Below are 12,800 nucleotides of genomic sequence, written 5' to 3' on the forward strand. Positions count from 1 at the left end.
TAGCGCGCGTGCCCCCCACAGACACGCGCCGACCTGGAGGACGTAGTGAAGAGCAAGGCACCGCTCCGCAAAGCCGCTGTCGTCATGGCCAGTGCCATCGCACTGGTCATCACCTCGGCAAGCAGCGCGCTCGCCGCCCCACCGGCCGCACTGCCCGCCAACGCGGACGCGATCGAGCAGACGTTCCAACCGGCGTACGACTACGACACGGACGGCTGCTACCAGACGCCCGCGATCGGCCCCGACGGCACGATCGCCGAAGGCCTCAACACCACGGGCGCGATCAACGGCAATTGCCGTGACCAGGAGGACCTCGACAACACCAACGGCTATGCCCGCTCCCTGTGCAACAACGGGTGGTGCGCGGTCATCTACGGGTCCTACTTCGAGAAGGACCAGGCGGTGGCCGGCAGCGGGCTCGGCGGGCACCGGCACGACTGGGAGCACGTCGTGGTGTGGATCCAGGACAACGAGGCCCGCTATGTGGCCACTTCCGCCCACGGGAACTTCGACGTCTATCCCAGTGACCAGATCAGGTGGGACGGGACCCATCCGAAGGTCGTCTATCACAAGGACGGTGCGAGTACCCACTGCTTCCGCCCCGCCAACTCCAACGACGAGCCGCCGGAGAACCACTACCACGACTGGCGGTTCCCGGCGCTCGTCGGCTGGGAGGGCTACCCGGACGGCCTGCGGGACAAGCTGGTCGACGCGGACTTCGGGAGTGCGGTCTTCGGCCTCAAGGACGGCAACTTCGCCGCCCACCTGGAGAAGGCACTGCCGCCGGACATCCCCTTCGACCCGAACGGATGAGCCGGACGAATGACCCCGCGGGTCAATACACCTAGGTCGCCGCCTGGGAGCTGTCCCGGAAGCCACCCCATCCGTGCCAGCGGTCGATCTCGATCCAGGCGTTGACCCGAGCGCGCTCGCGGTCCGCGTACGGCTGGCCCAGGTACTGCTGGGACAGCCGGTCGATGCCGGCCAGACCCTCGTCGTCACTCATCTCGACGACGCGTCCGATCAGGGTCACATGGGTGTACCAGTCGGAGTCGTCGAGCACCGTCAGGGTGACACGGGGGTCGCGGCGCACATGGTCGAGCCGCTTGCGACCCCCGTCCATGTTGACCAGCACCCGGCCGTCGTCCCAGAGGTACCAGGTGGCCGTGGACACCGGCTGCCCGTCCGACCTGAGGGTGGCGATCACGGCCGGGTTGGGTTTGCGCAGCATGGCGACCGCGGCGTCGGGAAGGGGCGGCTTCGACATGTTCTCTCCTCTGTCTCGTGCTGCGCCCCTTCTGTGGCGGTGAACCACCTGACGGATGCGAGGGCGCGTGTCCACGCTGCCACACGAGCGGTGCGGCGGCCGGGACCGCCCCCACGCTGCGCGTCCGACTGTCGGTGGTGGCTGTGATGCTGGAGGCATGGACGAACTGATGAGAAGGCGCGTCTACGGCACCGACCACGACGACCCCGATCCGGGACCACGCCCCGGGCACGTCTACGTGGAACTGGTGGGCGGCCCGCTGGACGGGCTGCTCCTGGACGTGACCGGCTGGCCCGAGGACCGCCTCGCCGTGGGCGCGGCACTCGGCACGGAGCTGGGGAAGTTCGGCGCGGGAGGACGCGCCGTGTACGCGCCTGTGGCCGCCGCCCCAGGGCGCTGGGCCTGGGAGGCGGACAGCCCGTGAGCCGCCCGCCGGCGCCGGGGCGGTCAGGGGCGTGGCCCCGCGGCCCGGGTGCCGGACACGTCCTGACGGCGGGCGTGGTGGAGCCCGGCCGTCCGGGTGGCTTCAGCAGGCCGGTGCGTCCTGCAGCTGCTCGCGGTAGGTCCGGGCCGTCAGGATGAGCGCGTCGAGTGCGTCCCGGGTGGCCGCGAGGTCGGTGATGTGCCGGCTGAGCCGGTCGCGCTCCTGTGTCATCCGCTCGACAGCCGCGTCGGAGTTGTCCTGGCTCGGCGAATCGACGCAGGGGAGCAGTTCGGTGATCGTGCGGCTGGAGAGGCCCGCCGCGTACATCCGCTGGATGAAGCGGACCCGCTCGGGCTGGTCGTCCGTGTAATGCCGCTGCCCGCTGCTGCTGCGGTTGCTGGCGAGCAGCCCTTGCTCCTCGTAGTAGCGCAGGGACCTGACGCTGACCCCTGTCCGTGCTGCGAGCTCCCCGATGCGCATGAACCCTCCCTGTCCCCCGCGACCTGTGGCGTGCGTCACGGCTCTTGCCTCTGACATTGATGTGAGGTTTTAGCGTAATCGATGTGCCCGGCAAGCGGGCACGAAGCCGACACCAGGGGAGTTCTCGACATGACGGACCTGTTCCACAGCTATCAGCTCGGCGACCTGAGGCTGCCCAACCGGACGGTGATGGCCCCGATGACGCGCGTCCGAGCTGCGGCGGGCGGCCTCGCCACCCCGTCGATGGCGTCGTACTACGCCCAGCGGGCCACGGCCGGACTGATCGTGAGTGAAGGGGTTCAGCCGAGCCTGATCGGGCAGTCCAATCCCGGCACGCCGGGGCTGCACACCGACGAGCAGGTGGCCGCATGGCGTCCCGTGACCTCCGCGGTCCATGCGAACGGCGGACGGATCTTCGCGCAGATCATGCACGGCGGCCGGGTGTCGCACCCGGACACCACCGGCACGCAGCCGGTCGGGCCCTCCGCGGTCGCGGCCGTGGGCGATGTGTTCACCCCCACGGGGCCCCAGCCCGCTCCGCTCCCACGTGCCCTGGAAACCGCGGAGGTGGGGGAGCACGCCCTGGCGTACGCGAGCGCGGCCCGCCGTGCCGTTGACGCGGGCTTCGACGGAGTGGAACTGCACGGCGCCAACGGCTACCTGATCTCACAGTTCCTCTCGTCGAACGCCAACCTGCGCACGGACTCCTACGGGGGTTCGGTGGCCAACCGCATCCGGTTCGCGGTGGAGGCCGTCTCCGCGACCGTGCAGGAGGTCGGAGCGGCGAGGACCGGCATACGTCTGTCCCCCGGCGGTGGCTTCTGGGGCGTCGAGGAGACCGATGCCCCCGAGCTCAATGCCGCGCTGCTGGCCGAGCTGGCACGGCTGGAGGTGGCTTACGTACACCTTGAGGCCACGGCCGGCGAAGAGGTGCTGCTGGGCCTGCGGCGAGCCTGGCCCGGGACCTTGATCATGAATCCGGTGTTCCCCATGGGGCCCAAGCAGACCGGCCGGGAGGAAGCGGACCACTGGCTCTCGCTCGGGGCGGACCTGATCGGCTTCGGACGTGCGTTCATCGCCAACCCCGACCTCGTGGAGCGACTGCGGTCCCGGCTGCCGATCGCCCCCGTCGACGAGGCCACGTACTACCAGGGAGGCGACGCCGGCTATCTCACCTACCCCGCGTACCAGCACACGGCTTGAGCCGGCGACGGTCCGTCCGCGCCCGGGTGCGGCGGCAAGCGGGTACGGCGGACAACGGTGCCGCCCGGCACGATCTCAGCGGATGGCGAGGGCCAGGCTGACCACATAGCGCTCCTCGACGATTCCCTGCGGGAAGACCTCGGTCAGCAGGGCACGTTCCTCGGCGATGAAGGCCTCGGTGGCGCTCTCGCCGAGGACGAGGAAGTCGGAGTAGGTGGCGAGGTTCGCGAGATGCGTTTCGAGCGGGACACTCCTCGACCACGCGATCTGCCTGCGGGCGAAGCTGAGCTCGGACGGCAGGCCGCGGAACCTGGCCATGCGGTCGGGTTCGTCCTCGTCGGCGCCGAAGAGGCGGCGCAGTCGGGCGTACTGGTCGGCCGCCCAGCCGTCCGTACTGTCCGAGTCGTTCCACCAGAGGGCGAGTGCTCCGCCTCGGCGGAGCACTCGCAGCGCCTCCGGCACGGACTTGCGCCGGTCGGTCCAGTGCCAGCTCTGGGCATAGGTGAGGACGTCGACGGACCCGGAGGCGAGCGGCAGTTGGTCGCCGTCGCCACGGACGACCGGGACGTCGGGCAGGCCGAGGCGGAACCGGGACGCCATGGCCGGGCCGGGCTCCACCGCGACGACGCGAGCACCACGGGCATGAAGAAGCGCCGTCGCGAGCCCGGTGCCCGCACCGATGTCGGCGACATCGGCGCCTCGCAACGGGCGGCCGGCGAGATCCTCGACCGCGTCGAACAGCGCGGGCGGATACGAAGGGCGGTGCCTGGCGTAGGCGGAGGCGGCCCGGTCGAAGGAGCGGGCCTGCGGAGTGGTCGTCATACGGCGATTCTGTCGAACCCCGCGGCGGTACGTGCGACGGTCGGCCAAATGTCCGGGCGGGCCTGATCCACGCGTGCCGGGGCACACGTGTTCCAACGACAGAAGGAGCTACGTCATGCTGGGTATAGCCGCAGCGGTGCTGTTCTTCATCGCCTTTCTGATCAATGCCGCCGACATCGTGACGAACGACGTCTTCACCTCGACGAACGTCATGCTCCTGGGCCTGGTCGTGCTGGCCCTCCATGTCGCCGGCATCGGCAACGGGCGGCGCGTCGGCCGGCGGTGACCTCCGACCGGGCGTGCGGATACCCCAATGGACAATGTGCCCATGAGTATCCGACCGGTGGACATCGACGAACTGCCGCTGCTCCAGGACATCGAGCGAGCCGCAGGGCAGTGCTTCCGCGACATCGGAATGCCCGAGATCGCCGAGGACGAGCCACTCCCGACCGGTGAACTGGCGCGTTACCGGAGGAACGGGCTGGCCTGGGTGGCCGTCGACGCGGCAGACACTCCGGTGGCCTACCTCATCGCGGAACGAGTGGACGGGAACCTCCACGTGGAACAGGTGTCGGTCCACCCCGACCAGGCACGTCGCGCGGTCGGACGTGCCCTGCTCGACCACCTCGCGCACCACGCCGCGGCCGCCGGCGTGCCCGCGCTCACTCTCACCACGTTCGCCGACGTCCCGTGGAACGCGCCCTACTACGCGCGCCTCGGATTCCGCCCGCTGGACGACGGTGAGCTCGGTCCCGGCCTGCGGGAGATCCGCCGGTCGGAAGCGGCTCACGGTCTGGACCGGTGGCCGAGGGTCCCCATGCGCAGAGATCTGCGGCAGGGGTAGTGCGCCCGGACGCGCCGCTCTAGAGCCCGTCCCCGAACGCCCCCGCCAGCTCACGCCACTCCGCGAGCGGCAGGCCCCCGCCACCCTCGTCGGCGGTGAGGATCTGGAGAGCCACGTGGTCCGCGCCGGCGTCGAGGTACTCCTGGGTCCTGGCCTTCACACGCTCGGCGTCACCCAGGGCGAAGAGCGCGTCGAGGAGACGGGCGCTGCCACCGCCGTCGAAGTCGCTCTCCTCGAACCCCAGACGCAGGAGGTTGGCGGTGTAGTTGGGCAGCTGGAGGTACATCGTCAGCATGTTCCGCGCGGTGGCGCGGGCCCGGTCGGCGTCGGTGTCGAGAACCACCGACAGCTCCGGAGCGAGCAGGGCGTCGGGCCCCAGCGCCGTACGCGCCTCCGCGGTGTGCTCCGCCGTGACGAGATAGGGGTGCGCCCCCAGTGCCCGGTCGGTGGCGAGTTTCAGCATCTTCGGGCCGAGTGCGGCGAGGACCCTGCTTCCCGGGCCCACCGGCGGGGTGGCGGCATCGAGCGCGTCGAGATAGGCGACCATCGCGCTGTACGGCTTCGCGTACTGCGGCACCATAGGGCCGTGGCTGACGCCCAGGCCGAGCACGAACCGCCCGCGCGCGCTCGCGTCGATCCCGGCGATGCCCGCCGCCACCTCATCGGCGGGATGGTCCCAGATGCTCAGGATGCCGGTGGCCACGGTGATCCTGCGGGTGGCCGCCACGACGGCCGCGGCGTCCCCGACCGAGGGGCTGCCGCCGATCCAGAGCGTGCCGTACCCCAGCTCGTCGAGCTCGGCGACCGCTTCCCCGATCGCCTGCTTGCCCGCGTCGTCCGTACGCGACCCGTGCAGGGCGCCGCTCCAGATGCCGACCCGTCCGAATGCCTCGCGTGTCCCGGAGGTCCTTGTCTCAGAAGTCATAGTGAGATCAACAGCGCACCGTACCTGCTATTCCCAGCAGGGCGGAGTTCACCCGAACGGGGTCATGTGCGTCGGTGACGCCCGGGCGGAAGGCGACCGGCGCTTCCCCCGGAGTTGCCGTTCCGCGTACGTTCACGGTGTCCTTGCTGTGGGGCCCCGTGCGGGCCGAACCCTCAGGGTGAGCTTCACGGTGTCCAGCTTGCCGCAACAGACGAGGCACACACATGTCCCTGAGGCACACAGTCGCCGGCCTGGGGATGACCACGGAGGAGTCACTCGAAGGCTTCGCCAAGGCGATACGCCTGGGTGTCAGCACCCTGGAGCTGGATACCCAGATCACCAAGGACCGCAAAGTGGTCGTGACGCATGACCGGCAGGTCAGCGCCGAGAAGTGTGCGGACACCGGCCCGCTGACGCCGGGCGACCCGGTGTATCCGTACGTCGGCAAGTACATCAAGGACCTGACACTCGCGCAGATCAAGAGCATGGACTGCGGCTACCAGCGGTTGCCCGGCTTCCCCGAGCAGGAGCAGATCAAGGGCATGCGTATGGCCGAACTCAAGGATGTCCTCAACGTGGTGAAGAGGTACGACGCCAAGCGGATCAAGCTGAACATCGAGGTGAAGGTGGAGGCCGGAGCACCCGAGCAGACCGCCCCGCGCAAGCTGTTCGTACGTCGGGTCCAGGAGGAGATCCGCCGCTCCGGCATCGAGAAGCAGGTGACCGTGCAGTCCTTCGACTGGGGCGCACTGAAGGAGATGCACAGGATCGCGCCCACCTACCCTCTGGTGGCGCTGACCAACCACGACTTCCTGGAGGTGGGGAAGCCGGGAGCCTCACCCTGGCTAGGAGGCATCGACGCCGATGACTTCGACGGAGACTTCGTGCGTGCTGCCGCGTCCATCACGGGTGTGACCGCACTGTCCCCGAACTACGGGTTCCCGCAGGACGGCACGATCGCGGATCCGGACTTCCGGTTCTACCCCGACAAGAAGATGGTGCGCGACGCGCACCGGCGCGGACTGAAGGTCATCCCCTGGACCTGCGACGACCCGGCCACGGTCGAGGCGCTCATGGACCTGGGCATCGACGGAATCATCACCGACCACCCCGACCGCGTACGGGACATCATGGCTGCGCGTGGGATGTCTCTGCCCGTCCCGTACCCGGCGCCCCGCCACTGATCGACGGAGAAGCACCTTCATCGCCCCTGAGCCGCGGCGCTCGCGGGCCGGCCGAGGCAGCCGCGAGGCGGAGTGTGACACGCCTCCCGGCCGCCGCCGGCACCACCACAGATGTGTGTGCCGGGCTCCGGTCCGCGCCGGACGGGTTCATGGCCATGGAGCCGCGGTTACTTGGCTTCGGCGCTGACCTTCGCGGCCTTCGCGGCCGGGGCGGGGCTGTAGTAGACGGAGCGTCCCTGCTTGGAGCGCTCCAGCAGCCCGTGCGCCACGCCCTGCTCCAGGGTGTTACGCACCACGGTGACCTGGGTCGCCCGCTGGGGGTTGGCCTCGGACAGCGCGGTGGCGACCTCGGCCGCGGACTTCGGTTCCCGCTGGTCCGCGAGATACGCGGTGATCAGCTCACGCCACGTCGGCTCACCGGTCTTCCTGGGCGCCGGGGTCTTGCCGTTCTTCGGCTTCACGGTCCCACCGGCGGAAGTCTGCGGCTCAGCCTTAGCTTGAGACTTCGGCGCGCTGCCCTTCTTCGCGGCGTTGCCGCCCTTGGCACGGCGCGCCGCAGGAACGGACGCCGCCGCCTTGCCGGCCTTGCCCTTGCGCACAGCCGGCTTTCCGGCGCCGCCCAGCACCTCTTGCATCTTGACCAGGACCTGCTCGCCCTCCTCCAACTGGATGAGCTCGTCCTGCAGTCGGGTCAGCTCGGCGCGCGCACGGTCCTGCTCGCCCCGGTTGGCCGCGAGATCATCCGTGATCCGCTGGGCGTAATCCGCGCTGATGCCGGATGTAGGAGTGTTTTCGGACATGCAGTCCTCGTCTTTCGCTGGGTGTTTCACACGTCTATGACGGCTGATGCTACCGACACCGACGTCACCAATACCCCAGTGCCTGCCGAATCACCATGGATCAAGGGCTCCTGGACACACCCGGACACGCGGATCCGGAGCGCGCGGCGTCGGTGTCCGCGTATCACGCGCCGGGTGACTCCGTGGTTCTGGCCCGAAGTTGTCCGTGCGGCGGATGGCACGGGAACCGGCGTTCTTCCACGAACCGTCATGGCCCGGCGCAAAGCATCCGTTGACACACATCCGAAGTTCGCTCCCACATCACGCCGTAGGGGTGAGTCGATTCCCTCGGACGCACATATCGCGCCGTTGCTCTCTGGTGGGGGCCGGTTTCGCCATGTAGCGTCACTCTCAGATGTCGTGGTTCGCCGTACCTGCCCGCGCTTCGGTGCGGGCGTTTTGCTGTGTCGGTGCGGAACCACGGCGCCTCCGGGACCGCGAGGTGCGGATCCGGATATCAAACGGAAGGCACGAGCATGGCCAGCGGAACCGTCAAGTGGTTCAACGCCGAAAAGGGTTTCGGCTTCATCCAGCAGGACGGCGGCGGTCCGGACGTCTTCGCCCACTACTCCGCCATCAACGCCACTGGTTTCCGCGAGCTGCAGGAAGGCCAGGCCGTCACCTTCGACGTCACCCAGGGCCAGAAGGGCCCGCAGGCGGAGAACATCACGACCGCCTGAGAGCGCGGTTCGAGATTGCCCAGGCCCCCGGGGGAGCAGAATCCGAGGGCCTGGGCGCCCCCGCACATCGAGGAGTCAGCACGTGGAGACGGACGACGGTGTGGGCAGCGCGGATCATCACGCGCAGGTGATCGTGGTGGGTGCGGGACCCGCGGGTTCCGCGGCGGCGCTCCATCTGGCGCGGGCCGGGGTGGACGTCGTACTGCTGGAGAAGGGCACCTTCCCCCGGGACAAGGTCTGCGGTGACGGCCTCACCCCGCGAGGTGTGCAGCAGCTGGTGCGCATGGGCATCGACATCGACGGCCCGGGCTGGACCCGGACCAAGGGCATGCGATGGGTCTGCGGAGGGCGTCAGGTACACATCGACTGGCCCCGCTCGGGCAGCCATCCGGACTTCGGTCTCACCCGCTCCCGGCACGACTTCGACGACATCCTGGTCCGGCAGGCCGTGGCCGCCGGGGCGCGGTTGTGCCTGGAGACGAAGGCGACGGGCCCTCTGACCGACCGCGCCGGACGCATCATCGGCGTGAGCACGGTCGCCGGAGCGGACAAGGAGCCGAAGAACTACCACGCCCCCGTGGTGATCGCCGCCGACGGAGCCTCGGCCCGTACCGCCCTCGCCATGGGGCTGGAACGCGACCCGAGCCGACCGATGGCCACCGCCGCGCGCCGCTACTACCGCAGCGAGGCCCGCACGCATGACCCCTATCTGGAGCTCTGGGCGGACCTGCTCTGTTCCCGCACCGGCCGTGACCTGCCGGGATACGGATGGATCTTCCCCCTCGGTGACGGCCGTGTGAATGTCGGCCTGGGCGCCCTGCCGCACCGAGGTCACGGACCCGTGGACCTGCGGGCCACCATGGACCTGTGGCTGACCAGGCTGCCGGCCCACTGGGACCTGCGCGAGGAGAACGCCGATTCGCCGATGCGCAGTGCCGCACTGCCCATGGGCTTCAACCGCAGGCCTCAGTACCGGCGCGGTCTGCTCCTGGTCGGCGACAGCGGCGGCATGGTCAGCCCGTGGAGCGGCGAAGGCATCGTCCAGGCGATGGAGGCGGGCGAGGTCGCGGCCGAGACGGTCGCTCTCGCCCTGCACCGCCCGGAAGGGCCAGGCCGTGAGCAGGCTCTCCATCAGTACGCGAGCGAGGTGAACCGCCGGTGGGGCCGCTACTACCGGCTCGGCAACACCGTCGCCGACCTGGTGCTCGCCCGCTACGGCTACCGGCCGCTCCTCAGTCCCCGTGTCATGGCCTCGCCCGCCCTGGTGCGTACACTCGCCCGCCTGCTGACGCACGGAAGTGACGCACCCTCCGACGACCTGATCGACTCCGTCGTGCGCGGCATCGTACGGATGGTTCCCGCGCCCCGTCGGGAGACGCGGGGCCTGGGCGCACGCCGCCGGTGACCGCACGCGCCACACCGGCTCCCTCGTAGGCGCCGGCATACCGCCGCCTACGAGGCCGGGGACGGGGACCCGGTCAGGCCTGCCCGGTGTCGAAGTGGCTGATCCTGTCGCCGGTCAGGGTGAACCGCCAGGCGGTTCGCATGGTCCCCCAGGTGTCATTGGTGAAGTCGGCCACCAGCGAGCGCCCGTGGTCCTTGACCGACTGGATCTTCATCCGGCCGTTGCTGCTGAACATCTCCTTGTCGGTCCACTCGGCGATGTCGCGCTCGCTGCCGTCGTCGCTCATCGTCGCGTCGCCGGTGAGCGCGGCCCGGAAGGCCTCACGGTCACCGGCGTTCACCGCGTCGACGAACTTCGCTACCGCGGGATCCAGCTCATTGCTCATAACGTCTCCGTCGCTGTACAGCGTTGTCTCATGGGTTCGATGGCTCCCAGGAGAGGTCAACGAGGCTGCCCGCGCGGAGTTTCGAGGCCGACGGTATCGGTCAGTGCGGTTTCTGCTCGGTGGCACCGCCCCGCCGGTGCACATCCATCAGCAGCGTGCTGGGCCGCACGGTCGCCTGGGCCACCGGACGGACGCTCTGATCCGGCGGGACCTCGAACCGTACGCGCCTGACGATCGTCGCGATGGCGGTGACCAGCTCGGTCAGGGCGAACCGGTCTCCGATGCACTTGTGCTTGCCCGCACCGAACGGGAGGAACGCTCCAGGGGTGAACGCCTTGGCCTGGCTCTCATCCAGCCAGCGGTCCGGATCGAACACGAGGGGGTCCGGGAAGAACGCGGGATCGCGGTGCAGGGCGTGCTGGCAGTAGGCGAGTTCTGTGCCCGGGGGTATCGACCAGGGCCCCAGACGTGTGCGGGTGATGGTGCGGCGGGTCACGAGCCAGCCGGTGTGGTGCAGCCGCAGCGTTTCCCGGATGACGCGGTCGAGGTAGGGCAGATGCGGAAGGTCCGCGAAGGTGATGGGCCGGCCTTCGAGAACCCTGTCGAGCTCGTCCAGGACCTGCCGTTCGACATCGGCGTTACGCGCGATCTCGTAGAGCGCCCAGGACAGCACCGATGCGGTGGTCTCGGTGCCGGCCACAGCCAGCGTGAGGATCTCCGAGCTGATCTGGTGCCCGGTCAGCGGCTGGCCGGTCTCCTCGTCCGTGGTGCGCAGCAGCAGGGACAGCATGTCCCCGTTGTCCTGCTCGGAGTCCTGGAGATCGGTCACGGCCCGGTCGATGGTGGCACGGACCGCGTCCCTGGCGGCCGTGAACCGCCGGTTGAAGGGCAGAGGAAGCCGCTCCACCCAGTCGGGCAGCATGACGCGGGCGCCGACCCCGTTCATGACCACCGACAGGTCCTTGCGTAGCCGGAGGAACGTCGCTTCGTCCAGGCTGCCGGCGAAGACCGTCTGGGCGAGCATGTCGAGGGAGAGGCCGACCATGGCCTCACGGACGTCGAGCCGTCGGCCGGGGTTCCAGGTGTCGAGGGCCGCGGTTGTCGCACCGCGCATGGTGTCGACGTAGCCGGCGATCTCGGGGCGGCCGAAGGCGGGTTGCAACTGACGTCGTTTTCGGACGTGTTCCTGGCCCGCGGCGGTGACGACCGAGTCGCCCAGCAGCTGGCCCATCTTCTCGAAGAAGCGTCCCTTGTCCAGACTGGGACCGAGGTCGGTCAGCATCGTGCGGATGAGATCGGGGTCCTGGACGATCAGGGTGCGGGTTCCGGGCTGCAGAGTGATCTCGACCAGCGGGCCGTAGTTGGTGCGGAGCGAGGCGATGAAGCCGAGGTTGTCGCGTATGAGCTGTATCGCGTGACCCAGGAGCGGGACCGAGCCCGCTGCCCTGGGGATGGGGGGAGGCGCTACGAGCGTCACGAGGATATGCCGCCTTTCGGACAGATCTTGGCGTCCTATGGCTTCCCTTGTCGTTCCCGGCAGCAATCCGTCCGGGGGAGTGGTCTATGCCACTCGGAAGGGCGTTTGGCGCGGGCCACGGGGGGAACGACGCACGGCGGCCGCGCGGGTGATGCGGTGATGCGGTGAGGCGGTGTTGCGGGTGATGGTGATGCCGGTCGGTGGTGGGGGGCATCGGGTGGAGCGGTTGAACCGCACCTACGACTCCACCCCACGGCTCCACCCATGAGTCCACCCACCATTCCACCCGTGATTCCACCCGTGGGTCCAGGCGCTGAGAGCCCCGGCGCGGGAGGCTTCGTGGCATGACAACAACCGAGTGGATCACCGACATCGCCCTCATCCTCGTCGTCTTCCGGCAGCTGCGGGAAGGCCGCCTCGACCTCAAGTCCTTCCTGATCCCGCTCGGGATCGTGACCTTCGTGGCCTACTCGTACCTGGACACCATTCCCACCGCGGGCAACGACCTGGTGCTGATAGGGGTCCTCATGGGCATCGGTGCCGCACTCGGCGCCGCCGGTGGCATCTGCACCCGCATCCGCACCGTCGGGGAGCACGTCCTGATCAAGGCCGGGGCGGTGTCCGCGATCCTGTGGGTGGCGGGCATGGGGGCACGGATGGGCTTCCAGCTGTGGGTGCAGCACGGCGGCGGGGCCGACGACGTCGCCCGGTTCAGCATCGCTCATCACATCACCGGTGACCAGGCATGGGTGGCGGCGTTCGTACTGATGGCACTCACCGAAGTGGTCGTGCGGCTGGCCACGATCTTCATACGCAGCCGGACCGTGACCCACCCGGCACCCGTCTTCGAACGCACGGCGTGACC

The 12,800-nt window shown here is 69.3% G+C and carries 16 protein-coding genes; 9 read left to right on the plus strand and 7 right to left on the minus strand.

Annotation, left to right across the window (positions count from 1 at the left end):
* Positions 1 to 45: 45 nt before the first annotated feature.
* A complete protein-coding gene (locus OG623_RS33805; RefSeq protein WP_406151420.1) occupies positions 46 to 813 on the plus strand; it encodes an NPP1 family protein in 768 nt (255 codons plus the stop codon).
* A gap of 31 nt (positions 814 to 844) precedes the next feature.
* Here OG623_RS33805 and OG623_RS33810 read toward each other — a convergent pair whose 3' ends face one another.
* Complete coding sequence (locus OG623_RS33810) at positions 845 to 1,267, minus strand: PPOX class F420-dependent oxidoreductase (protein WP_406151421.1); 423 nt, start codon at positions 1,265 to 1,267, stop codon at positions 845 to 847.
* A gap of 157 nt (positions 1,268 to 1,424) precedes the next feature.
* On the opposite strand from OG623_RS33810, the gene OG623_RS33815 reads away from it, so the two are divergent.
* The gene (locus OG623_RS33815) at positions 1,425 to 1,691 is read left to right on the plus strand and encodes a hypothetical protein (RefSeq protein ID WP_406151422.1); all 267 of its coding nucleotides are present in this window, start codon (positions 1,425 to 1,427) and stop codon (positions 1,689 to 1,691) included.
* 102 nt (positions 1,692 to 1,793) lie between these two features.
* Here OG623_RS33815 and OG623_RS33820 read toward each other — a convergent pair whose 3' ends face one another.
* Positions 1,794 to 2,171, minus strand: a complete 378-nt coding sequence (locus tag OG623_RS33820; RefSeq protein WP_406151423.1) for a MerR family transcriptional regulator — start codon at positions 2,169 to 2,171, stop codon at positions 1,794 to 1,796.
* A 129-nt stretch (positions 2,172 to 2,300) separates the two neighbouring features.
* Between OG623_RS33820 and OG623_RS33825 the strand changes: the two genes are divergently transcribed.
* Positions 2,301 to 3,374, plus strand: coding sequence for an alkene reductase (locus OG623_RS33825; RefSeq protein WP_406151424.1), 1,074 nt, complete (start codon positions 2,301 to 2,303; stop codon positions 3,372 to 3,374).
* Between the two features lie 75 nt (positions 3,375 to 3,449).
* On the opposite strand, the gene OG623_RS33830 is transcribed toward OG623_RS33825, so the two are convergent.
* Positions 3,450 to 4,196, minus strand: a complete 747-nt coding sequence (locus OG623_RS33830) for a class I SAM-dependent methyltransferase (RefSeq protein ID WP_406151425.1) — start codon at positions 4,194 to 4,196, stop codon at positions 3,450 to 3,452.
* Positions 4,197 to 4,311: 115 nt separating this feature from the next.
* Here OG623_RS33830 and OG623_RS33835 point away from each other — a divergent pair, with 115 nt between their 5' ends.
* On the plus strand, positions 4,312 to 4,482 hold the full coding sequence (locus OG623_RS33835; RefSeq protein ID WP_362893506.1) for a hypothetical protein: 171 nt from the start codon (positions 4,312 to 4,314) through the stop codon (positions 4,480 to 4,482).
* Between the two features lie 42 nt (positions 4,483 to 4,524).
* Complete coding sequence (locus OG623_RS33840; protein ID WP_406151426.1) at positions 4,525 to 5,040, plus strand: GNAT family N-acetyltransferase; 516 nt, start codon at positions 4,525 to 4,527, stop codon at positions 5,038 to 5,040.
* 19 nt (positions 5,041 to 5,059) lie between these two features.
* On the opposite strand, the gene OG623_RS33845 is transcribed toward OG623_RS33840, so the two are convergent.
* Complete coding sequence (locus tag OG623_RS33845; protein ID WP_406151427.1) at positions 5,060 to 5,965, minus strand: LLM class F420-dependent oxidoreductase; 906 nt, start codon at positions 5,963 to 5,965, stop codon at positions 5,060 to 5,062.
* Between the two features lie 224 nt (positions 5,966 to 6,189).
* Between OG623_RS33845 and OG623_RS33850 the strand changes: the two genes are divergently transcribed.
* Positions 6,190 to 7,149, plus strand: a complete 960-nt coding sequence (locus OG623_RS33850; protein ID WP_406151428.1) for a glycerophosphodiester phosphodiesterase family protein — start codon at positions 6,190 to 6,192, stop codon at positions 7,147 to 7,149.
* 167 nt (positions 7,150 to 7,316) lie between these two features.
* Here OG623_RS33850 and OG623_RS33855 read toward each other — a convergent pair whose 3' ends face one another.
* Complete coding sequence (locus OG623_RS33855) at positions 7,317 to 7,949, minus strand: hypothetical protein (RefSeq protein ID WP_406151429.1); 633 nt, start codon at positions 7,947 to 7,949, stop codon at positions 7,317 to 7,319.
* A gap of 515 nt (positions 7,950 to 8,464) precedes the next feature.
* Here OG623_RS33855 and OG623_RS33860 point away from each other — a divergent pair.
* Entirely contained in the window at positions 8,465 to 8,668 is a 204-nt protein-coding gene (locus OG623_RS33860) for a cold-shock protein (protein ID WP_014158060.1), read from the plus strand.
* 82 nt (positions 8,669 to 8,750) lie between these two features.
* Entirely contained in the window at positions 8,751 to 10,073 is a 1,323-nt protein-coding gene (locus OG623_RS33865; protein WP_406151430.1) for a geranylgeranyl reductase family protein, read from the plus strand.
* A 73-nt stretch (positions 10,074 to 10,146) separates the two neighbouring features.
* Here the strand turns inward: OG623_RS33865 and OG623_RS33870 are convergent, their stop codons facing one another.
* Both OG623_RS33870 and OG623_RS33875 read right to left on the minus strand, forming a co-directional pair.
* A complete protein-coding gene (locus OG623_RS33870; protein WP_406151431.1) occupies positions 10,147 to 10,458 on the minus strand; it encodes a nuclear transport factor 2 family protein in 312 nt (103 codons plus the stop codon).
* Between the two features lie 100 nt (positions 10,459 to 10,558).
* A complete protein-coding gene (locus OG623_RS33875) occupies positions 10,559 to 11,935 on the minus strand; it encodes a cytochrome P450 (RefSeq protein ID WP_406151432.1) in 1,377 nt (458 codons plus the stop codon).
* 344 nt (positions 11,936 to 12,279) lie between these two features.
* Here OG623_RS33875 and OG623_RS33880 point away from each other — a divergent pair, with 344 nt between their 5' ends.
* Positions 12,280 to 12,798 (plus strand): hypothetical protein, encoded by a 519-nt coding sequence (locus OG623_RS33880; protein ID WP_406151433.1) that lies wholly within the window; start codon positions 12,280 to 12,282, stop codon positions 12,796 to 12,798.
* Positions 12,799 to 12,800: the final 2 nt, after the last annotated feature.

The sequence above is a fragment of the Streptomyces sp. NBC_01012 genome (assembly GCF_045162755.1).
GTDB lineage: Bacteria > Actinomycetota > Actinomycetes > Streptomycetales > Streptomycetaceae > Streptomyces.